This is a genomic window from Pseudoalteromonas sp. Hal040 (assembly GCF_037162425.1).
Classification (GTDB): domain Bacteria; phylum Pseudomonadota; class Gammaproteobacteria; order Enterobacterales; family Alteromonadaceae; genus Pseudoalteromonas; species Pseudoalteromonas gelatinilytica.
On sequence record NZ_JARLUU010000002.1, the window covers coordinates 15225 to 37585 of the forward strand.

16 protein-coding genes are annotated in these 22361 nt (G+C 37.7%); 7 read left to right on the top strand and 9 right to left on the bottom strand.

What is annotated here, in order from left to right; translation table 11 throughout:
- Positions 1-269: 269 nt before the first annotated feature.
- Positions 270-1232 (bottom strand): transcriptional regulator, encoded by a 963-nt coding sequence (locus P4S60_RS17740; protein WP_119852802.1) that lies wholly within the window; start codon positions 1230-1232, stop codon positions 270-272.
- Positions 1233-1246: 14 nt separating this feature from the next.
- On the bottom strand, positions 1247-2485 hold the full coding sequence (locus P4S60_RS17745) for an AAA family ATPase (protein WP_337116894.1): 1239 nt from the start codon (positions 2483-2485) through the stop codon (positions 1247-1249).
- Between the two features lie 770 nt (positions 2486-3255).
- Between P4S60_RS17745 and P4S60_RS17750 the strand changes: the two genes are divergently transcribed.
- Entirely contained in the window at positions 3256-4470 is a 1215-nt protein-coding gene (locus tag P4S60_RS17750) for a hypothetical protein (protein WP_063703764.1), read from the top strand.
- 58 nt (positions 4471-4528) lie between these two features.
- Here P4S60_RS17750 and P4S60_RS17755 read toward each other — a convergent pair whose 3' ends face one another.
- Positions 4529-5404, bottom strand: coding sequence for a DNA replication terminus site-binding protein (locus P4S60_RS17755; RefSeq protein ID WP_337116896.1), 876 nt, complete (start codon positions 5402-5404; stop codon positions 4529-4531).
- A gap of 433 nt (positions 5405-5837) precedes the next feature.
- Between P4S60_RS17755 and P4S60_RS17760 the strand changes: the two genes are divergently transcribed.
- Complete coding sequence (locus tag P4S60_RS17760; protein ID WP_054563102.1) at positions 5838-7187, top strand: class II 3-deoxy-7-phosphoheptulonate synthase; 1350 nt, start codon at positions 5838-5840, stop codon at positions 7185-7187.
- 63 nt (positions 7188-7250) lie between these two features.
- On the opposite strand, the gene ppsR is transcribed toward P4S60_RS17760, so the two are convergent.
- Complete coding sequence (gene ppsR, locus P4S60_RS17765) at positions 7251-8060, bottom strand: posphoenolpyruvate synthetase regulatory kinase/phosphorylase PpsR (protein ID WP_063703760.1); 810 nt, start codon at positions 8058-8060, stop codon at positions 7251-7253.
- 152 nt (positions 8061-8212) lie between these two features.
- On the opposite strand from ppsR, the gene ppsA reads away from it, so the two are divergent.
- A complete protein-coding gene (gene ppsA, locus P4S60_RS17770; protein ID WP_337116897.1) occupies positions 8213-10588 on the top strand; it encodes a phosphoenolpyruvate synthase in 2376 nt (791 codons plus the stop codon).
- 80 nt (positions 10589-10668) lie between these two features.
- Here the strand turns inward: ppsA and P4S60_RS17775 are convergent, their stop codons facing one another.
- Positions 10669-10878, bottom strand: a complete 210-nt coding sequence (locus P4S60_RS17775; protein ID WP_054553331.1) for a PGPGW domain-containing protein — start codon at positions 10876-10878, stop codon at positions 10669-10671.
- Between the two features lie 148 nt (positions 10879-11026).
- Here P4S60_RS17775 and ydiJ point away from each other — a divergent pair, with 148 nt between their 5' ends.
- A complete protein-coding gene (gene ydiJ, locus P4S60_RS17780; RefSeq protein WP_337116898.1) occupies positions 11027-14071 on the top strand; it encodes a D-2-hydroxyglutarate dehydrogenase YdiJ in 3045 nt (1014 codons plus the stop codon).
- 37 nt (positions 14072-14108) lie between these two features.
- Here the strand turns inward: ydiJ and P4S60_RS17785 are convergent, their stop codons facing one another.
- Complete coding sequence (locus P4S60_RS17785) at positions 14109-15296, bottom strand: cation:proton antiporter (protein ID WP_337116899.1); 1188 nt, start codon at positions 15294-15296, stop codon at positions 14109-14111.
- Positions 15296-16507: a tyrosine-type recombinase/integrase gene (locus P4S60_RS17790; protein ID WP_063703748.1), complete on the bottom strand. Its 1212-nt coding sequence runs from the start codon at positions 16505-16507 to the stop codon at positions 15296-15298. Before P4S60_RS17790 ends, P4S60_RS17785 begins: the two co-directional genes overlap by 1 nt.
- Before the next feature lie 134 nt (positions 16508-16641).
- Between P4S60_RS17790 and P4S60_RS17795 the strand changes: the two genes are divergently transcribed.
- From P4S60_RS17795 to P4S60_RS17805, 3 genes are all read left to right on the top strand, one after another.
- Complete coding sequence (locus P4S60_RS17795; RefSeq protein ID WP_337116900.1) at positions 16642-17205, top strand: YSC84-related protein; 564 nt, start codon at positions 16642-16644, stop codon at positions 17203-17205.
- Between the two features lie 369 nt (positions 17206-17574).
- A complete protein-coding gene (locus tag P4S60_RS21570; RefSeq protein ID WP_442961514.1) occupies positions 17575-17892 on the top strand; it encodes a hypothetical protein in 318 nt (105 codons plus the stop codon).
- Between the two features lie 262 nt (positions 17893-18154).
- Positions 18155-19714 carry a methyl-accepting chemotaxis protein gene (locus P4S60_RS17805; protein ID WP_337116901.1) on the top strand — a complete coding sequence of 520 codons (1560 nt, stop codon included), beginning with the start codon at positions 18155-18157 and terminating at the stop codon, positions 19712-19714.
- 11 nt (positions 19715-19725) lie between these two features.
- Here the strand turns inward: P4S60_RS17805 and P4S60_RS17810 are convergent, their stop codons facing one another.
- Together P4S60_RS17810 and P4S60_RS17815 are read right to left on the bottom strand one after the other, a co-directional pair.
- Positions 19726-20775: a patatin-like phospholipase family protein gene (locus tag P4S60_RS17810; protein WP_337116902.1), complete on the bottom strand. Its 1050-nt coding sequence runs from the start codon at positions 20773-20775 to the stop codon at positions 19726-19728.
- 27 nt (positions 20776-20802) lie between these two features.
- Entirely contained in the window at positions 20803-22212 is a 1410-nt protein-coding gene (locus P4S60_RS17815; protein ID WP_337116903.1) for an alanine/glycine:cation symporter family protein, read from the bottom strand.
- Between the last annotated feature and the right edge of the window lie 149 nt (positions 22213-22361).

The following is a 22361-nucleotide window of genomic DNA, read 5'->3' on the forward strand; positions in this document are numbered from 1 at the left end:
TGAAAGGCTGAGCATTTAACAAACAACAATCGCACAAGATATAAACAGGTTAATAACAAGGTGGGGGCTTTACAGATCGTTTTTTTACTAACCAAGCAGGGTAAAGTGCAAAAAAGCCTGTAAAGGGGCGATAAGTTAGTAAAAAATTGATCTGAAAACCCAAATAGAGCTGTATTTAGCTTTTTCAGATCATCATTTTACTAACAAAAAGGAAGAGCAGATCACGCTTTTACTAACTGTAAAAGCGCGATAGATCATTATTTTACTAACTAGTTAAAGCTATTTAAAAGTTTAGTTAGCTGCTCTAAGCGTTTGTCTGTCATCACTTTATTATCGATTTTAACAGATAAATCACCGCTTTTGATATTGCGTTGTACGCTAACAAACTCACTGTCGATAAGCGCTTCACGACGGCTAGGGGCTGCTGGTTCAGCGGTTAATAGCTTAGTAATTGCAAGAGCACGTTTATCATCGCTAGTCATTTGCGCAATTTCGGCATCACTACTTACGTCATTAACTAGCTTGGTGAACAGTTGCTCATCACGCTCTTTAGCGCTAATAAGCTTTTTAGCCACTTCACGGCCAACATGGTTCGCCGTAGGGTAGAGACTTAAAACCGACGCTGGTAGGTTCTCGTAGGCTTTGATAGCGTCAGCAATGGCGGTGTGTGATACCCCCTCAATTGCTGCAATCTCACGATAAGAGCCTTTTTTACCTTCAGAAATAAGCTCATCACGGGTCTGTTGATAAGCTTGACCAAGCTCCCATAGACTTGGCGCAATGTATTGATCTGATGATACAGCAAGAATTTTAGCATCTTGATCTGTGAAATCTTCAGAGCTTAGAACTAAGTAATCAGAGTTACTTAATATACATGCTTTACGACGACGAGAGCCTGCTAATACAAGCATTTCATCACCTTTATCCCAACATAGGGCAGGGTGCTGGTTACGGCCGTCTTCGGCAATTGCAGGTAGAATATCAGCAACTGACTTTTCATTTAGCAATGATTGTACTCGGCGGTTTTTACCATATACCTTTGTTTTAGCTTCGATTTCTGAGCTTGGAATGACCTTACACACTAAAGTTATTTGGCGATTAGGATCGCTTGGAGCAGGCATACTGATAACATCACCAGCAGAAGCTTGCTCTAGTAAAGCATCTAAACTGCTGCTTTCGATAGACGTTGAAAAAGGGTCTAAGCTGGTATCGTTTTTACGTTTTTTAGCCATTTTTATTAATTACCTTACTTAGCTGGATTGAGAGTCGATTGAGTTGATTGCCAATTCGAACGGATCAGCATTTCAAGTTCATCAACCACATCTTTGATATTTTCTTGAGCGCGGAGTAATGACTCACGACTCGCCAGGCTATCTGACGTTTTTTGATCAAAAATGGTATTAAAAGATGATGAGCTGGCAGTAATTGCCGAACTATGATTAATTGGATAGCTCATAACTTGGCGTCCAAAGGCACTACGTACATCTTTAACGATGTCGCGCTGTGAGTGGTTACCTTTAACATAGTTAGTCACTAAGAATTGCATAAAATCCCAGCCTTCGTGACCAAGGGCTGCAACTGTATGGTAAATCTCACCTAAACGTTTTAAATATTTGTTGTTTGCATCAAAATCAACAGCCTCTGGATGAACAGGAATAAGCATCGATGTTGAAGCCATTAATGCGTTATAAAACATAAAGTTAAGAGATGGAGCTGTATCAATTAAAATAATATCAAATTGATCTTTTACCGGTTCAATAACTTTTTCTAGCAGTTTATGATAATGACGTGTTTTATCGTAACTAGAGCTATCTTTTAATAAAGTTGCTGTTTCATGTTCAAAATAAAAGTCGTCCATACCAGATGGTAAAATACGAATATTTGGAATATGAGTAGGTAGGAAAGAGTTGCTCACTAACTCATCCCAGGTTTCATTTTCTTCAAGCTCAATGCAATCACGCATTAAATCACCAACTGTAATTGGATCAGGCTCACTTGGAGGGAAGAAACTTGACGAAGAACCTTGTGGATCAAGATCAATAATACCAATTCTATAACGTTTAATATTGGTCGTTGCTAGGGCCGCTGCAATATTCACCATACTAGTCGTTTTACCACAACCACCTTTAAGTGAATTGATCACAATTACTTGCAATTTATCATCAGGAGTACGGTGATCAGGCTTAATATCCATGATATCGGCCATCGCAAAAATATTTACAAGTGTGTAAGCATAGTGGCCATTCGCACCACGTTTGATATTAAGTTCGTCAAAATCACCATTATCATGACGTCTTTTTAAAGTGCGATTATTACAGCCTAATAAATCAGCAGCTGCTTTTTGGGTGTAAGTACGAAGTTCTTTTTCTTCAGACTTAAGGTGGGCACGATAATGTTGAATACGTCCTTCTAGCGATTTTTCAGCAACTTCTGCCGTCGCTTTTAGTAACCTATAGGTGGCTAGCGCATTATTATTGATAGACATACTTTCTTCCTCAAAGTTATGCTTTAAGTATAATGTCCATTCAAATTGCTGTAAACAAGTATTTAAGACGACATGCCTTTTATTAATAAGACATTTAATAAAAATTTGTAACTTTACTGATGCTAAGTATAAATAAGTAAGTTTAATATCGGTTAAGTATATAGGTATATAAGGTTAAGATGCTAAAATAGAATAATATCTAGCTGATTTAATTGAATATTTTATAAAATAGCGGATCATAGTTTTACTTGGTTAAGATCAGATCTCTTATTACTCACAGATCAGCTTATTACTAAGTAAAAAACAGGCTTTTGAGTTATGCACAGTTTAATCACTAAATTACTCACAAATATGCATGAGTAGATCATAATTTTACTAACTAAATTAGAAAGTTATGCACTGAGAACTCGGTAAACTAATGCATTTAGTTAGTATGGATCTGATCTATAGTTGGTACAGATCAGATCTATGCTAACTTGAACTTGGTTTATCCACATGCCTTTTCAAAAATGGAGATTTATGTCGTGTTAATTAGCCTTAACAAGGCGATTCACAGGACATAATTTGAACTGAGTTAGTAAAATCACGACCTATCAACTATAACTTAGTAAAAATCTGATCTGAAAATTAGCTTTTACGTATGAGTTAGTATAAAACTGATCCTAAGAAATTAATTAAGATCGGATCAAGTTTATACTAACTTAAACATTTAACTTTTGAAGTTTTATGTGTTGTTATTAACTGTCGAAGAAAAATTGGAAATAAGAACAATGAGCCGAAAGGTCAACATCTCGGTAGATAACTTACCCGATACATTACGCGGGCAGATCCACGGGGTGGAAAGTGCAATAGATAATGAAAGTCTTGCACTATTTACAGACAACAAAGATGTGCGCGTTTCAATTGAAAATGCTGCACATGGTTTGAGAGCTTACTCAAATACTTTTAATCATTATGATTTATGGGGACGTTTTGTCCGTTCTGGTCATAAGAAGCTTCCGGTTGAAGAAGCACCAAAGAAAACCATCGTAACAAGAAGAATCTCTGAAAAAGTTGACGGCATTCTTTATGATGGCGAAATCAAAATTACGCCAGCGGTAGTAAGCACAAGAAAAGATGGTGAAGATGTTGAATATCTTGTTTGGCCATCTGATCGTGAAGAAAAGGTCGAGCGTGCCTTAATTCGTTTAGCCTCTAAAGGTAAAATTGTAAAAATTAATTTTAAATCGGGTATTCAATACGCGGTTGTTTTTTCAATGAATGAATTAGCGCAAGAGCTGAAAGCGGTTGGCCAGTCAATGCCGTATCCGCAAATCAAAGAATCATTAGAAGCTTTACAAGGTTCTAAACTTTCTTTTAGATACTCAGCAACCGACACTCGCAATTCTGATATTGATGATTCATTTTACGAATCGAATATGAACTTTTTGTCGTCACTTCACTTTAGTGGTAAAAAAGGGCAAGGCGGAAACGTAAAGTGTGTTGCATGTTTAAATGCCTTCGTTCATAACATGATCGATAACCTTGAATATAAAGGTTATTACTTTAATAGTGCGCAAGAATTAAAACGCGGTTTGTCACGTTGGATGATGCTTCGTTTATATCATTTATGGCGTTATGCGGCACCGGGTAAGACCTACCATTTCCGACTATTATCAATCATGGAAAAATACGGCTCTATCTATTCGACAGATGAAATTACAGAAAATAAATTAAAAGCTTTGCGTCGTGATATGACGACAACAATGAAAGATTTAATAGAGAAAGGTGCAATCTCTGAATATAACATTACCAATGTTAAAGATGACAAAACAGGTAATATTATTGATTACACTTACGAGATGCATCCGTCTGACCAATTTTGTGATGAGATCCTTACCCTTAATAAGCATAACAAGCGAATCGAAATTCAAGGTGGAAAACGTATCGTTGAGAATGCGGTATTAATCGATGAAGACAAAATTGAAGAAATAGTCGAAGACTAATTTCTTTAATACTCTCTACTATATAGAAAAGGCCACTGATGTGGCCTTTTTAACATAATCAATCTGTTACTTGTTCTAAGTAAAGTCTATCTACTAAGAAATCATATTCTCTTTTACGAGGGTGGCTCTCAGGTTTTTGATAATCAGTTAATGTACCAAGTTTTACATCAGGTTCTGGATTGATCAAAATAAAAGGTAAAGCAGCACTAACATGATATCGGTTTTGAGCGGTATATCTTACATTAACTTGTGGGCTAACTCTTGTTGGCCTGCGAATTCGTAATTTTTCTTTATCACCTAAACTTGCAACACGACTTTGTTCTTGTGCAACTAGCGCTTGCCAAGAGTGTTGGTCGATCATTCTTGGATTAGAATAACTAGCCGATTTATCCAACATTGCTAAAGCCATTTTTTTTGTTAGCGTTTTAGTTGCATGTTTGTGCATCCAAGTAAAACGAACAGAGTAGGGCGATTCAGTTTCAAAATGAATCTTACGATATGCAGCAAGTGTAATGAGATTAGGCACAGCATTGTGGACCGCTTCAAACCGCGCATTATTATTATCGATAGCTATTACACTATTTTTAAAATCAGCTTTGGCTTTATTTAACTGATTTATCCTTGCAATGAAATGTTGCTTATCGACATCTTTTAAAACTAATAAGCCTGGATGTCTTTTTAAAACTCGACTACTTAATCCTGTCTTTTTATAAAAATCACCAAAGGAATTTAGAATTAATTTATGAGCATCATCGCCTTCAATTTTATGTACACTAATTGAAGAAGGAACTTTCTTTTCGTCGTTTATATCGATATCAGGCAGTTGATAATATGATGCCTTATGAAAACCCACTTCCTTTAATTCTTCACAAAACAAATGAGTTAATTCACTTACTAAATCAAACTGACTGCGTATTTCTAACTTGGAACTCATAGGAACACATCTTACTTAAAGCTGATTTAATTCTAACCTTATCGCTTGATTATTTAAAGTTTATTTTTTGTTATTGCTGACCTTACATTCAAAACAAAGAAGTATGATGTGTTCTTCATAATGTTTGCTAGTACAACTTTTTAATTTGATCAATGTAAACGTAAAAAAGGATGTTTTACGTATGTAAAGCTGAGGTTACACTATGGCTTGATTTAGGTAAGATGTGTTCTTTTATGGTGCATCAACGAAAGCATCGCGAAACAGGTGTAACTAACTGGTTTAGAACAATAAAATATTGGAGTTCTAATTGTTAATATCGAAACTGTTTATCAAATAACGAAATAATCATAAATAGCTGAATATTGTCCTTGAACTTAGTACGTGCAATAAGTTAGTTTTCGTTAACGGTCTATGTTAGGAATGAGGAAAGAACATGCAATCGTGGAACCCAGACAGCTGGAGAAAACTGCCGATACTTCAGCAGCCAGAGTACCCAGATCAAGAAGCCCTAAAATCAGTTGAAGGGCAATTAAAAAGCGCACCACCTTTAGTATTTGCTGAAGAGACGCGTAGCTTATACAAACAATTAGAAGCTGTATGTGAAGGCAGAGCCTTTTTATTACAGGGTGGTGATTGTGCAGAGTCATTCAGTGACTTTAATGCAGCAAATATTCGCGATACATTTAAAACGCTTTTACAAATGGCCGTTGTTTTAACTTATGGCGGTAAATGCCCTGTCGTTAAAATTGCGCGTATGGCTGGTCAGTATGCAAAGCCACGTTCATCAGATTATGAGACAATTGACGGTGTATCTCTGCCTTCGTACCGTGGTGATATCATCAATAACTTTGAATTTACAGAGCAAGCACGTGTACCGGATCCACAGCGTTTAATGACGGCATATCATCACAGTGCAGCAACATTAAATTTATTACGCGCATTCGCGCAAGGTGGTTTAGCCGATTTACATCAAGTAAACCGTTGGAACATGGGTTTTGTTGCTGCAAATCCACTTAAAGAGAAATATCAACAGCTAGCAGACAGAATTCAAGATGCGCTTGAATTTATGGAAGTGTGTGGTATTGACTCAACTGTTGCTCCAAGCTTAAAAGAAACAGACTTATTTACATCACACGAAGCATTATTATTAGGTTACGAAGAAGCACTAACACGTCGTGACCATTTATCAGGTGACTGGTACGATTGTTCTGCACACTTTGTTTGGATTGGTGAGCGTACACGTCAGCTAGATCACGCCCACATCGAATTCTTCAAAGGTATTAAAAACCCAATCGGTGTGAAAGTTGGCCCGGGAATGGACCCAGATGAGCTAATTAAACTTATCGATGCCGTTAACCCAGATAACATTCCAGGTCGCTTAACGTTAATTACAAGAATGGGCGCTGATGTACTGCCAGAGAAACTACCGGCACTAGTACGTAAAGTACAACAAGAAGGCCGTAAAGTTATTTGGAGCTCAGATCCAATGCATGGCAATACTGAGAAAGCGAGTTCAGGTTATAAAACACGTAGCTTTAATAATATTCTTCGTGAAATTAGCCAGTTCTTCGCAGTACACAAAGCTGAAGGTTCTTACCCAGGTGGTGTTCACCTTGAAATGACTGGCCAGCACGTGACTGAATGTACCGGGGGTGCGTATGGTTTATCTGATGAAGATTTAGCACAACGCTACCGCACACAGTGCGACCCGCGTTTAAATGCAGATCAAGTTTTAGAACTTGGTTTCTTAGTTGCTGATTTATTAAAAGACGCACGTAAGTAACATTTAAGTTATCCAAAATAGGCTGCACATTGCAGCCTTTTTAATGTCCGATACTAGAATTAGTTAGTACTTACGTCTTTCAAGGCCTGTATCAGATATAATTTTCGCTGAAATTTCTTCTACTGAATGATGCGTAGAATTCAGGTATTGTATTTTTTGTTTTTTATAAAGCATTTCTACTTCACGCACTTCAATACGACACTGTTTTAAAGACGCATATTTAGAATTAGCCATACGACGCTGCCGGATATCAGCAAGGCGAATAGGGTCAATCGTTAACCCAAATAGTTTATGCTTGTAAGCTTTTAAACATTCAGGCAGAGTGCCTCTTTCTAAATCATCTTCAGTAAGCGGATAATTAGCCGCTTTAATGCCATATTGTAATGCCAAGTATAAACTTGTTGGTGTTTTACCGCTTCTACTAACTCCGACTAAGATAATGTCAGCTTCAGAGTAGTTCTTAATATTAGCGCCGTCATCATTGGTTAACGCATAGTTCACCGCATCAATTCGAAAATCATAACTTTTTTCATGCATTGAGTGTGTTCTATGAACCTTAGGTACCGGCGCAACTTTTAACTCTTCGCCAATTTTATCACTGTATTGTGATAAAAAGTCATAACACACCGCACACGACGATTTTATGATTCCACTTAGTTCATGATTTACAAATGTAAAGAACACAAGAGGCTGTTCACCATCACGTTGCGCTGTTGAATTAATCAAGTTCTTAACTTCATTTGCTTTTTTTTCTGTTTCAACAAAAGGAATTGTTTTGTGATTAAATTCCACAGGAAACATCGATAAGGTCGCGTGACCAAAGACTTCTGAGGTGATTGCTGTTCCATCAGAGATATAAAATGCAGTTCTCATAATTAACCTTTTTATTACCTTTATCTGCAAAATAGGGGCTTCACGGTTTACGTGAGGTCTGTTGCCAGTGTAGAATGACTACGACCTTTTTAGAAGGTTTTCTTTCTTAACTCTCACAGTTAGTACTACAATTTGTTTATGGAGAAAGATCCGTGCAAGAATACGTTCTCTGGTATCAAGAGCTTGGTATGCAAGATGTTCCACGTGTTGGCGGTAAAAACGCTTCACTGGGTGAAATGATCTCAAACCTAGCTAACGCTGGTGTTCAAGTGCCAGGTGGTTTCGCTACAACCGCTGATGCATTCAACGAGTTCCTAGAGCAATCTGGTTTAAACTCAAAAATCCACGATATTTTAGACACATTGGATGTGGATGATGTAAATACACTCGCTAAAGTCGGTGCCGAAATCCGACAATGGATTATCGACACACCATTCCAACCTAATCTAGACCAAGCCATTCGCGACGCATATAGCCAATTACACGGCGACGCATCACAAGATGTTTCATTTGCAGTTCGCTCATCTGCTACAGCAGAAGACATGCCAGACGCTTCATTCGCAGGACAACAAGAAACGTTTTTAAACGTACGTGGTATTGATGCAGTAATGACTGCTATTAAACACGTGTTTGCCTCACTATTTAATGACCGCGCTATTTCTTACCGTGTTCACCAAGGTTATGACCACCGCGGTGTTGCATTATCAGCTGGTATCCAACGCATGGTTCGTTCAGATAAAGCAGCTTCAGGTGTTATGTTTAGTATTGATACTGAATCTGGCTTTGAAGATGTTGTATTTGTCACTTCAAGCTATGGTCTTGGTGAAATGGTTGTACAGGGTGCTGTAAACCCAGATGAATTTTATGTTCACAAGCCAACACTTGCTAACGGTAAACCTTCAGTAGTTCGCCGTAACATTGGTTCAAAAGCAATCCAAATGATTTACTCTGCGGATGAATCACACGGTAAGCAAGTTGAAATTGTTGATGTAGATTCTTCACTTTCAAACAAATTCTCAATCACAGATGCAGAAGTTCAAGAACTTGCTAAGCAAGCTGTGATTATTGAAAAACATTACGGTCGTCCAATGGACATTGAATGGGCGAAAGACGGCAACGACGGTAAACTTTATATCGTTCAAGCGCGTCCAGAAACAGTTCGTTCAAATGAAGACGCAAACGTAATGGAACGTTTCCAACTAAACGGCACAAGTGCTGTTGTTGTTGAAGGTCGTGCAATCGGTCACAAAATTGGTTCAGGTACTGTTCGTGTACTTAATTCGATTGATGAGATGGATAAAGTACAACAAGGTGACATCCTAGTTACTGACATGACTGACCCTGACTGGGAACCAATCATGAAACGTGCAGCCGCAATTGTTACAAACCGTGGTGGCCGTACTTGTCACGCAGCAATCATTGCTCGTGAACTAGGTATTCCTGCTGTTGTTGGTTGTGGTAATGCAACTGATTTAATCAAAGCTGGTCAAGATGTAACTGTTTCGTGTGCCGAAGGTGACACAGGTTTCATCTATGAAGGCATTTTAGATTACGAAGTACTTACTTCACGTGTTGATGAAATGCCAGAATTACCGATGAAAATCATGATGAACGTGGGTAACCCTGATCGTGCATTTGACTTTGCTCGCTTACCACATGCAGGTGTTGGTCTAGCGCGTGTTGAATTCGTTATCAACCGTATGATTGGTGTTCACCCTAAAGCGCTTCTTAATTTTGATGCGCAATCTGATGAGCTTAAAGCTGAAATTTCAGAAATGATGGCTGGTTATGAATCGCCAGTTGAATTCTATATTTCTAAGCTTGTTGAAGGTATTGCAACACTAGGTTGTGCATTTGCACCAGAGCGTGTAATTGTTCGTATGTCTGACTTCAAGTCGAACGAATATGCAAACCTTGTTGGCGGCCAGCAATATGAGCCAGAAGAAGAAAACCCAATGATTGGTTTCCGTGGTGCAGCACGTTATATTTCTGAAGATTTCCGTGACTGTTTCGCGCTAGAGTGTGAAGCAATTAAACGCGTTCGCAACGAAATGGGTATGACTAATATTGAAATCATGATCCCATTTGTTCGTACACTTGAAGAAGGTAAACGCGTTATTGAATTACTAGAAGAGCACGGCCTTAAACGTGGCGAAAATGGTCTTAAAGTAATCATGATGTGTGAATTACCATCAAACGCTTTACTAGCAGATGAGTTCTTAGAGTATTTCGATGGTTTCTCTATCGGTTCAAACGACTTAACTCAGTTAACATTAGGTCTTGACCGTGATTCTGGTTTAATTGCACATCTATTTGATGAGCGTAACCCAGCAATCAAGAAACTATTATCAATGGCTATTCAAACAGCTAAAGCAAAAGGCAAATACGTAGGTATTTGTGGTCAAGGTCCTTCAGATCACGAAGACTTTGCAGCGTGGTTAGTTGAGCAGGGCATTGATTCTGTTTCTCTAAATCCAGATACAGTATTAGAAACTTGGTTATATCTTGCTAAAAAATTAGCCGAATAACTACTTTATTTAACTAAAATAAAGATTCTAATATAAAAAATGCCAGCACTTAGCTGGCATTTTTATTACTCAATTAGAAATCAGCGAGCAAGTTTTTTATCAATATATGCACATGACTTAGTGAGTGCTTTTTGACACAAGGTTAAATAATCACGCGCTTTAGGATAATAAAAAGATAAACAGAAAAGACCTGCAATAAAAAAGATCAACGACGGTCCGGGAATAATGACAAAAACTAATCCCAATAACATGCACAAGGCACCTAAACTGATTAATGCAATTTTTTTCATCTGATTATCTCCATTTGCTGCTTTATTACACAGTATAAAAGTATTGCACCCTAAATCGATAAAAAGAGTGTTACAAACTGTAAAATCTTCAATTTATCTTAGCTATTAGCATGATATAATTTGCAAAATGCCTTAATTTATCACCGTCATGATAGCAACAATAAGCCAACAACAAGCTGCCACAGAACTCGTATCTAATTACTTAGAAACAATTAAAAAACAAGGTTTTAGTGGTGATACCGATGCAAGCTTTTCTACACGTTTAAGTTTATCGACCGATAACAGCGTTTACCAACAAGTACCTCAAGGTGTCATCTTTCCAAAGTCAGCAAAAGACATACAACTTGCTATGCAAATTGCTTCACGTGATCCGTTTTTATCACTGACCTTTGGTCCACGCGGTGGCGGCACGGGTACTAATGGCCAATCGCTAACACCCGGAATAGTTGTTGATTTATCACGTTATATGCGTGAAATATTAGAAATCAATGTCAAAGAAAACTGGGTACGCGTGCAGACGGGTGTAATCAAAGATCAATTAAATGACTTTTTACGCCCTTATGGTTTTTTCTTTGCACCCGATTTATCAACAAGTAACCGAGCAACAATCGGTGGCATGATAAATACAGATGCCTCTGGTCAAGGCTCTTTGGTTTATGGCAAAACCAGTGATCACGTTTTAGGCCTTACTACTTATCTTGTTGATGGCACTGAAATGTCAACAACCCCTATGCCTATTGAAAAAGCAAAAGTAATTGCTGAACAAAACACGACTGTAGGTAAATTATATAAAACAGTTATCGATATTGGCCTTGAAAACCGTGATGCTATTTTAGAAAAATTCCCACGTTTAAACCGTTTTCTTACCGGTTACGATTTAGAACATATATTTTCTGATGATTTACAAACCTTTGATATGAGTCGATTAATTACTGGCTCCGAAGGTTCTTTAGGTATTGTTACAGAAGCGAAACTTAACATTACGCCAATTGCAGAATTTAAGAATTTAATTAACATTAAATACGATAGCTTTGATTCTGCACTTCGTCATTCCCCCTTTCTAGTCGCAGCAAATGCAACTTCGGTAGAAACAGTCGACAGTAAAGTACTTAACCTTGCGCGAGAAGATATCATTTGGCATTCAGTATCGGACTTAATAACCGATGTTGAAAACAAAGATATGCAAGGGCTCAACATGGTTGAGTTTAATGCGGTTTCACCAGAAGACATAAAAGACAAAGTAGACACTCTTTGTAAGTTACTTGATGAATGTGTTGCAAAGCAAACTAATGGCGTGATCGGTTATCAGTTAACGAATGACAAGGCTGATATTTTAAAAATTTATGCAATGCGTAAAAAGTCAGTGGGTCTTTTAGGGAATGTAAAAGGCAATCAAAAACCATTAGCTTTTGCTGAAGATACAGCTGTACCACCAGAAAACTTAGCAGATTTCATTGTCGAGTTTCGCGAACTTCTCGATAGCCACAATCTTCAATATGGTATGTTTGGCCATGTTGATGCGGGTGTTTTACACGTACGACCTGCTTTAGATATGTGTGACCCTGAGCAAGAAAAATTGCTTCGTCATATTTCAGATGAAGTCGTTAAATTGACTGCCAAATATGGCGGCTTAATGTGGGGTGAGCACGGCAAAGGATATCGAAGTGAATATGGCCCTGAATTTTTTGGCGAGCATTTATTTACACAACTTCGAAAAATTAAAGCGGCATTTGATCCAAATAACAGGGTAAACCCAGGTAAAATCTGTACGCCAATTGAAAGTAAAGACTCACTCGTTTCTGTTGATGATCAAAAGCGTGCCTGGTTCGACAAAGAAATTTCTATCGATGTTAAAACAGAATTTAATAACGCGATGACCTGTAATGGTAATGGTCTGTGTTTTAACTACGATGAAAAATCACCAATGTGTCCATCTTATAAAGTAACAGGTGACCGCCGTTATTCACCTAAAGGTCGCGCTAGTTTAATGCGCGAATGGTTACGACTTCAAGAATCTGAAAATATTGATTTACTCAATGTTGAAAAAGAATTGATCAATGGTGAAGTAATCACTTGGTGGGAACGCTATCAACATAGTCGCGATAAGAAAAAAGGTGTTTATGATTTCTCTCACGAAGTGAAAGAATCAATGGATGAATGTTTAGCTTGTAAAGCTTGTACTACAGCATGCCCAATAAAAGTTGATGTACCAACATTTCGTTCACGCTTTTTAAATTTCTACCACAGTTATTATGCTCGTCCTGCTAAAGATTACTTAGTAGCAGGTATCGAGCAAACTGCGCCGGTGATGGCAAAGTTTGCTAAAGTGGTAAATCCAATTGTAAATACAAAACTTGTTTCAGGTTTAATTAAAAATACAATTGGTTATGTTGATACGCCAAGCTTAAGCTTACCGCAACTATCTAAACGTATTTCTAAAGATCAGCAATTTAATTTTGAATTACTTAATTCGCTTTCAAAAGAACAACAAGCCGAGTATGTACTAATAGTTCAAGATCCATTCACTAGTTTTTACGAAGCTGAATTAGTAGAAAGCTTTATTAAAGTGATTGAAGCGCTAGGCAAAAAACCGATGCTATTACCGTTCAAACCAAATGGTAAAGCTCAGCATGTAAAAGGTTTTTTAAATGAATTTAAAACAACAGCAAAAAATGCAGCTGAGTTTTTAAATTCACTGAGTGAAATCAACGCTCCTTTAGTTGGGCTCGATGCATCTTTGGTTATGTGTTACAGAGATGAGTATGTCTCAATATTAAATGATGAGCGTGGTGACTTTAAAGTTGAACTTGCGCATGAATGGCTTCAAACGCAAAACTTTAAACAAGTTACTCTTGCCACTAAGTCCGATTCACCATTTAAATTGTTAAGTCATTGTACTGAAACAACAGCTATGCCAAATGCATCTAAAGTTTGGCAAACCATTTTTGCTGATTTAAATTTAAAGCTTAATACTACCAGTACAGGTTGTTGTGGTATGGCAGGAACCTATGGCCATGAAAAACAAAACCAAGAAAATTCACGCGCACTTTATGAAATGAGTTGGAAACCAATTATTTCTAATAATGAGCCTGAAACTATTTTAGCAACTGGCTTTTCTTGTCGTAGCCAAGTGAAACGCTATGAAAAATTTAAACCAAAGCATCCACTGCAATTAATTGCAGAGCTACTTTAAGTTTTAAAAAATAATAAAGGCGCTTAACGCGCCTTTTTTATTGGTAACTTTTTGCGATGGGTTTGGTACTCATGCCATGAATGAACACACTAAATAAAATGGTTGTTAATGTTACGGTGGCAATTTGTTCTTTATTTGAAATTGCGGTATCCATCACCATTAAGGTGAAAACGATAGACGCCAATCCTCGTGGACCAAACCACGCAAAAGTAAATTTGTCTTTGAAATTTAGATTAGTAAACAAAAGTGAAAGTAGTACAGGCACAATTCTAAAAATCGTCACACTTAATAGCGCATAAAAGACAATTTGCCAAGTAATATCATTCATAATTAAGTGACCACATACAAAACCGAATAAACACCAAATTAGTAACGCAACGAATTCTGCGATATGTTCAGAATCTTTAACTAAAGTAGAGCGAATTTTTTTAGGTGCTAAGTAATCAAATAAAAGTCCCGCTACAAAAACGGCAATAAAACCACTTCCATGAAAATTTTGTGTTAAAGAGAAAATGGCCATGACTAAACCAATCAATAAAAATGGACTGCTATTATTTGCAAAGTAATGACGTGCTAATGCAATTTTTAAAAGTGGAATAAACACGGCCATCGACACGCCTGCAATAACAAGTGCTACTCCTAACTCTCTTGCAAAAACAAGTAGAGTATCAACGGTAGTTACAGCACTTTCTGGATTTTGAGCTAATAAAAGTAAAACTAAAAAAATCGGTACACAAAGGCCATCGTTCAAACCACTTTCCGTATTTATTCCTTCGCGAACTTTTTCTGGAACCGATGTACATTCTAAAATTCCCTTACTAAGCGCGGCATCAGTCGGCGTTAAGATAACCGCAATCAATGCAGATTGAAAAAGTGACAATTCCGAAAAGAAAAACAAAGCACCGGCCACACCTAACAATAATGTCATTGGTAAAGCGACAAAAAGTAACAGGCTAGGGTACTGATAACTATGTTTTAATACAGGAAGTTTTGATTTTGCTGCATCGGTGAATAAAAAAATACTGAGTGTAAGTTCAACCAAAGGTAAAATGTCGCTGAGTCCGGCTTCGCCTAATTTGAACTCACTCGGTAAAAAGTAAGACATTGCAATTCCGACCAACACAAAAAACATTGGCCCGGTAATTTCAGTTCGCTCTAATTGCCGAATCGTTAGTGAGTAAAACAATAAAGCTAAACCGACTAACGCAAGTATTGTATATTCCATTAGATTTTCCTTTTTATTCCAGACTTTGCGCGTTCTTTTATATTAGTTTGAATATAAATTTGATCTGTTGTAGCTATTTTGGCATGACCTAAATCTTCAGATAAATGCTTAAGAGGTCTTGTTTGTGCATCGTGTGTTGCACCTGTATGTCTTAGCCAGTGAGCAGTGGCAGCTTCTAGTTGTTCCGCATCATCTTTAAAGCCGTCATCTAATAATGATTGTTTTGCTAAATCAAAACTTTGCTGTACTAAACGGCGAATTTGTCGAACAGTCATTCCCCCTTTACCACGAATTTTGTGAACAAGCGGCTCAGCTTCATCAACGCGGGGTAGGGCAGGTAGACCACGGTAAAGTCTGTAACGTTTTAGATAAGTGATAAAATCTTCGCTTAAAGTAACATCACGTAATTTATTGCCTTTCCCCATTATTCTTAAAAACCAAAAGCCATCATTATCTTGCCAAAAATGTGACATAACGGGTGACCACTGAGGTCGTTCTGATAACTCAGATATTCGTAAGTACAATCCTTTTAAGCAAGCAAGAGTGAATAAATTTCTTTCTAAATCAGGTTGTTGTTCACATAAATCCCGAGTAACACCAAAAACATATTCCCATTGAATATCACTGAGTGTATCAGGGATTTTGATTTGCGATTGCACCACTAAGTAAGGGCTATTCTTTTTAACAACGGGTACAAAGTTAGCAAACGTTTTTTCTTCTAAAATTGCGAACTTATAAAAAACATTGAGTGCTGTAAACATAGCTGCGAGTGTTTGTTGGCTAGCAATATTTTCTTTATTGATGAAAGGGCGCCAATTTGTATTTAGTCTTCTTATCCCTTGTTCATCTTTATAACGCCATTGCACTGAATTTGATAACCAGGCTGAATCTGGTTCAACCATAAAATCAACATAAGCTTCAATATCGTCACGTTTTAGATCAAATACAGATTTTTCAGCAACCAACCACGACCATAAACAAAAACGCTCAAGCTCATTTCGAAAACGATTAAATGTGGCTTCTGATTTTCGGCCATACACATACAAAAACTGATAAAGAAAAACTAAGTCATTTTTTGATTCAGCAACAGTCAATCCAACGTGATGTATAAAGTTATCAAGTTCTGGATATTCTGTTGCAAGAGTATCATCTTCAAGATGGGCAATTTGGTAACGCAGTTGTTTTAGTGTATCGACGAGAGCAACGAGCATAATGATGTAATTTCTTGTAAAATAGCTAGTTATAAGATTACCACAAAGTCCGATACTGTCTAGTATTGGACTTAAGTTATCTTTAGTATTTGCAACATTTACTAGATTGCCATACTAATATTCAAGGAATATGTATGAAAAAGTATATCGCTATTAGTTTAGTTTTGATCACGACAATTTTAACTGGTTGCGCTACTACAGGTAGTGCATCACCCGATGAAAAACGTGCTTTAGTGCAAAGCATGAAAAATAATACATTAAGTAAGCTTTATGCACAAAAACCAGATGTTAAACAACAAATATCAAACTCTGCCGGTTACGCGGTTTTTGATAATGCCAACGTCAATGTTGTTTTAGCCAGTTTTGGTGGTGGTTATGGTGTAGTAAAAAATAACTTAACCGGTAAATCAACTTATATGAATATGGGTGAAGCAGGTTTAGGCCTAGGTTTAGGTGTTAAAGACTTTAATGTTGTTATGGTTTTTCATAATCAAGCAGCAGTAAATCGCTTCATTGAACACGGTTGGGCATTCGGTGGAAACGCTGATGCAGCGGCAAAATATGAAGATAAAGGTGGTGCTTTAGTTGCCGAAGCTATTGCCGACCAAGTAACTGTTTACTCTTTGACCGAAAATGGCCTTGCACTACAAGCTGTACTTAAAGGCACTAAGTTTTGGGTAGATTCTGAGCTAAATTAAGCCATTAAAAACCCTTCTAAAAGTGGGCTAGTTAGCAACCTAACTCCCACTTTTAATTATTCTAGCTGATTTAACATAACGTAATTTATGGGTATTCATTTACGATTTAATATTTAGGTATCATCAATTAATTTAGCTAGTTTTCCAAATAAGCTTTTCTAATAATTTGATACTTGAAACTACTATTTAGTTCAAACTTTTGATTTGTACAGCCATCAGAAAATTCGTATTTAATTAATAAGCCACTTATTTTACTTAATATTTTTTCTGCATCTTATTATATTAAGACTTTCGGATTGGGCTATAAGGCTTACTATCTCAGTACCTGTTCACTATCCACTTAGTCTAAAAAAATAACAAGGACTCATTATGAGGAAGTTTTTTCTAATCATCATCATAGGCTATTTCGCATGGGATTATTATGCCGTGAACTATGGTGGTATCTCACCAACTGAAACGCTACAAACAAAAATTATTGATCCCGTAAGATCTAATTACAGCCATAATCGAGATATCACAATTTCTGATTATGATAAGCCAGAGTATGAGTGTGATAACCGACAATACTGTAGTCAAATGAACTCGCTGGAAGAAGCGTTATTTTTTACTAAAAATTGTCCTAATACTAAGTTAGATCACAGCCCTGGTGAAGCTCCCTGTCAAAGTGATTTTATTTTGCGTGATTAATGTATTTTTAAAAATCAAGTTGGCTAAATTTTACAATTTTAGCCAACTTTTAATTCAGGCACCTACCTTTTTTAGTTAAATAATATTAACTTTTGCAATATAAAACCTGAATTTTCCTAGTTCTTTTTTACTTATTTATCGCTAAATTATTTATAAACATTATTTGCTAATTTAGCACTGATTCATTTTTTGTTCTCAGCCTGTTTATTTAGTCCGCTAATTTAACTACCTGAATGCAAAGCTGTACTTGGGCGATTTTAACGTGAAACATAGAATTAATACCAATACCGAAGTTAAATTTTCTGAATCTGACATTCTTCTTTCAACGACAGATTTACAAAGCCATATTACCTATGCCAATGATGAGTTTTGTAAAATAGCGGGTTACACATTAGACGAAATGGTGGATAAACCTCATAACCTTGTTCGTCACTCTGATATGCCAAAACTTGCTTTCGCTGATTTATGGCAGCATCTTAAAAACGGTCAATCTTGGATGGGACCTGTTAAAAATCGTTGTAAGAATGGAGACTACTATTGGGTGAATGCTTTTGTAACACCAATCAAAGATAGCAGTGGCCGTACAGTTGAGTTTCAATCTGTAAGAACTAAGCAAAGTGATGAGGTTATACAAAGAGCAACCGATGAATACGCAAAAATAAACAATAACCAAAAATCTCTTGCCACTGCTGCAAAGTTTGATGCCACTCTTTACATAAATGCCCTATTACTCATTAGTTTCTTAGCTTCGCTGGCAGGCGTATTTAGTTCTGGATTTACTATTTTTAATTGTGTACTGGTACTACTTTTAGCGTCAGCTAATGGACTTATGTATTTTTGGCGCCAAAAATATTTAGCGCTTATAAATAAAGCAAAACAAGTCTACGATAATCCTTTTATGGCTTATCTGTATTCTGGTACCAATGATCAATCTGGCTTTTTACATCTTGCCCTCGAGATGCAACAAGCTAAATTAAAAGCGGTCGTTGGCCGTGTTAATGATGTAACCATGGGCGTTAATCATAACGCACAACAGTGTGCTGAGTCCGGCCATAACGTGACTGAACTTTTAAATAAACAAACGGATGAAGTCTCGCAAATTGTTGTTGCCACAGAGCAAATGACGGCCTCAATCAATGAGCTTTCATCAAGTACAATGCAATCAAATCAGGCTGCTGAAGAGTCAAACCAAGCAACTGAACAAGGCTCACTTGCGGTCAAACAAACGATAACTTCAATCAGTGAACTTGATGAAAAACTCAAAGCTGCAAGTAGCCAAGTGGCAAACTTAATTGAAGGCAATCAACACATTGTGGCAATTTTATCTGAGATAAACGCCATTGCTGATCAAACTAATTTACTTGCTTTAAATGCAGCCATCGAAGCTGCCCGTGCGGGTGATCATGGCCGTGGTTTTGCTGTTGTTGCAGGTGAAGTTCGTGCATTGGCATCACGTACACAGCAATCAACTGAAGAAATAAACAATGTATTAAATCAGCTCACACACGCCTCGAAACAAGCACAACTTGCCATGAACGATGGACTTAACTTGTCGGCTAAAAGTGTTGAGCTTGCACATCAAAGCGGCGATAGTTTAGACCATATTAAAGCCCAGTCGATCAAACTAAGCGAGCTCAATAGCATCATAGCCCATGCAATGAATGAGCAACTCACAGCAAGCCAGGTTATTGCTACCAACTTAACTTCGGCGCAAGACTTTGCTCATGAGTGTACTGAACTTAGCCATACATCACAGCAACTTTGCGAAGCGCTCCTCAGTAAAGTGACAGAGCAAACTTCCTTGATTAATCAGTTTAAGTAGCGAAAGCAATACTATTTGATAAGGTTTATTTTCGGTGTGTGCTTATTAGAACACACCGCATCAAATGCCTCTGCGAGTCGTTCGGTTTCTTTGAATACCTGTTGCCAATATTTAATTCGTGTATCAGCATCAAGTTCAGTAAAGTCTTTACGATCGGGGATTTTGCCATAAGGTAATGAAGCAATGAAGTCAGCTGATGGAGTGATCATCACTACGTTATCATAGTTACTCGGGGTAATACCTCGCTTTAGGCTCTTATCAAACCAACCTGCTTTAGGGCTGTTATTAAAATGCGGATATAAAATAAGCCCATCATTATGAATACTTAGGTCAAAGTGGTAATCGATAATACCGCCATCACGATACATACCAGGCGGTGTGCCTGTTATATTTTTAATGCCCTGCATGACTAATGGAATTGACCCTGAAGCCAGTAACGCATCGGCTAAATTATCTTCGCTTAGGTCAATAGTGTGGGTATTGAAGGTATTATTATCTGAAAACGATAATTGACTATCTGCAGGCTGAAATACATAACGCTCATACTGCTTACTTAACAAACGCCTATTCATTCGATTGACTAAGTAGCTTTTAGATAACCCCATTAACTGCATCATTTTGTTTTCTGATGCTGTAAAACCATTCGATTTTGCAACTATAAAGTGGGCTTTAAAAATAGGGTTGTTAATGATTTCGTGAATACCATTTTCAGCAAAAACAGTGCTTAACAACTCTCGTGCTTTTGTTGTTATTTCTTCTGGTTTTGCTTTATTCGATGAATAACGTGTTTCAGAGTATGACTTTGCTAATCGAGATATTGCAGCAACAGGGTCGTTTTGTGCAAAACAGGCAGCTCTAAATGCCCCGGCACTTGATCCTAATAAGTTTAGAGGCGTGGTACGGTCTTTAAAAAACTCACCAAATAGATATTTATCTAAACCAAATAATGTAAACCATTTGGGCCCACCGCTTGCCCCTAAAAAGGTATTAAACAAATCGGCAGACAGGCCTTGCTCTTGAATTACTTTTACAGCACTTGGCCCTGCGTAAATATCTATCATGGTCACTTTTCTCGTTATTGTGTTAGCTTATTTGCGCCAAATCCTTTGTTCTGTTTGACCTTGAACCTGCACTTTTTCAGAATCAAAACTTGGTTCTTGCCCTGCTTCACGCTGACTATGGTAATCTTTTGTCACAGATAAGATGGTTGGCGTTAAGCGTATGATAGCGATAACGTTCACCACTGTCATTAAACCTAACGCAATGTCTGCAAGATCCCAAACTTGTTTAATGGTGGCAGATGCGCCCCAAATCATCATTGATAAATATAAACAGGTGTAAATACCACGACCGAGTTTATTATCCAGCTTAAATAAATGTAGGTTACTTTCTGCGTAGGCATAGTTTGCAACCACAGAAGTAAACGCAAATAAACAAATTGCAGCCGCTACAAAGTAAATGCCACCAGCAGCCATATGCGCTGTCATCGCAGATTGAGTTAAGCGTATTCCTTCCATTTCGCCGCTAATATCAATATCAGCCAATAAGATAATCACTGCCGTACAACTACATAGCACAATGGTATCGAAAAACACCCCTAGCATTTGAATGTAGCCTTGAGTGACCGGGTGATTTGGTACGGGTGATGCACAGCCTGATGCATGCGGTACACTCCCCGCTCCGGCTTCATTCGAATATAGCCCTCGCTGAATACCATTTTTAATTGCCGCTCCCATTGCCCCTGCGCCGGCCTCTTGTAAACCAAAGGCTGAAAGTAAAATATCTTCAATCATCGCGGGCACTTTACCGATATTCAGTAAAGTAATTATGATAGCGGCGAGTACAAATAAAATGCCCATGACTGGCACAATGCGTTCAGCAAAGCGAGCAATAGCTTTAAAGCCACCTAAAATAATAGAGCCTGCCAGTATTGTGATCACAATACCTGAATACAGTGTTGGAATTTCAAATGCGTAATTGAGGGCATCGGTAATGGTATTCGTTTGCATGGCACTAAACGTAAAGCCATAACCAAGGAATAAGCAAAAGGCAAAACACACCGCAAGCGCTCTGCTGCCCAAGCCTTGCTGAATATAATAAGCAGGCCCGCCTCTAAATTCACCGTTGGCATCCCTGACTTTATAGACTTGCCCAAGTACGCTCTCAGCAAAGCCTGTGGCCATGCCCAAAATGGCAATCACCCACATCCAAAATATTGCGCCACTGCCCCCTAACGAAATAGCAACCGCAACCCCTGCAAGGTTACCAGTACCTACACGCGCTGAAAGACCTGTACATAAAGCTTGAAATGAACTGATTGAGTTTTTATCGGTGCTGCTACTCGACTTTAATAGGCTAAACATATGGCGAAACTTAACCAATTGAATCGCTTTTAACCTTACCGAAAACCAGATCCCAGCAAACAGAAGAATATAGATAAGAATTTGGCCTTCTCCCCAAAGAAGACCATTGATTGTCGATACAGCGCTGTTAAACATGGCAAGCCTTTATTGTTCTTATAGATTAACACCAACCCCCGGCAATACTTAATTAAGCGAGCTGGTATAAAAAATCACAAAAAGTGAATAGCTAACCACTTTAACTCCATTTACAAATATCTCAAGTAGGCAATGGGATTAATTACCTG

Coding starts and splice junctions, on each gene's coding strand:
- P4S60_RS17775 (WP_054553331.1), bottom strand. CDS start 10,878: ATGAAAAAAATTGCATTAATCAGTTTAGGTGCCTTGTGCATGTTATTG.
- P4S60_RS17740 (WP_119852802.1), bottom strand. CDS start 1,232: ATGGCTAAAAAACGTAAAAACGATACCAGCTTAGACCCTTTTTCAACG.
- P4S60_RS17750 (WP_063703764.1), top strand. CDS start 3,256: ATGAGCCGAAAGGTCAACATCTCGGTAGATAACTTACCCGATACATTA.
- P4S60_RS17795 (WP_337116900.1), top strand. CDS start 16,642: ATGAAAAAGTATATCGCTATTAGTTTAGTTTTGATCACGACAATTTTA.
- P4S60_RS17790 (WP_063703748.1), bottom strand. CDS start 16,507: ATGCTCGTTGCTCTCGTCGATACACTAAAACAACTGCGTTACCAAATT.
- P4S60_RS17785 (WP_337116899.1), bottom strand. CDS start 15,296: ATGGAATATACAATACTTGCGTTAGTCGGTTTAGCTTTATTGTTTTAC.
- ppsR (WP_063703760.1), bottom strand. CDS start 8,060: ATGAGAACTGCATTTTATATCTCTGATGGAACAGCAATCACCTCAGAA.
- P4S60_RS17755 (WP_337116896.1), bottom strand. CDS start 5,404: ATGAGTTCCAAGTTAGAAATACGCAGTCAGTTTGATTTAGTAAGTGAA.
- P4S60_RS21570 (WP_442961514.1), top strand. CDS start 17,575: ATGAGGAAGTTTTTTCTAATCATCATCATAGGCTATTTCGCATGGGAT.
- P4S60_RS17745 (WP_337116894.1), bottom strand. CDS start 2,485: ATGTCTATCAATAATAATGCGCTAGCCACCTATAGGTTACTAAAAGCG.
- P4S60_RS17810 (WP_337116902.1), bottom strand. CDS start 20,775: ATGATAGATATTTACGCAGGGCCAAGTGCTGTAAAAGTAATTCAAGAG.
- P4S60_RS17760 (WP_054563102.1), top strand. CDS start 5,838: ATGCAATCGTGGAACCCAGACAGCTGGAGAAAACTGCCGATACTTCAG.
- ydiJ (WP_337116898.1), top strand. CDS start 11,027: ATGATAGCAACAATAAGCCAACAACAAGCTGCCACAGAACTCGTATCT.
- P4S60_RS17815 (WP_337116903.1), bottom strand. CDS start 22,212: ATGTTTAACAGCGCTGTATCGACAATCAATGGTCTTCTTTGGGGAGAA.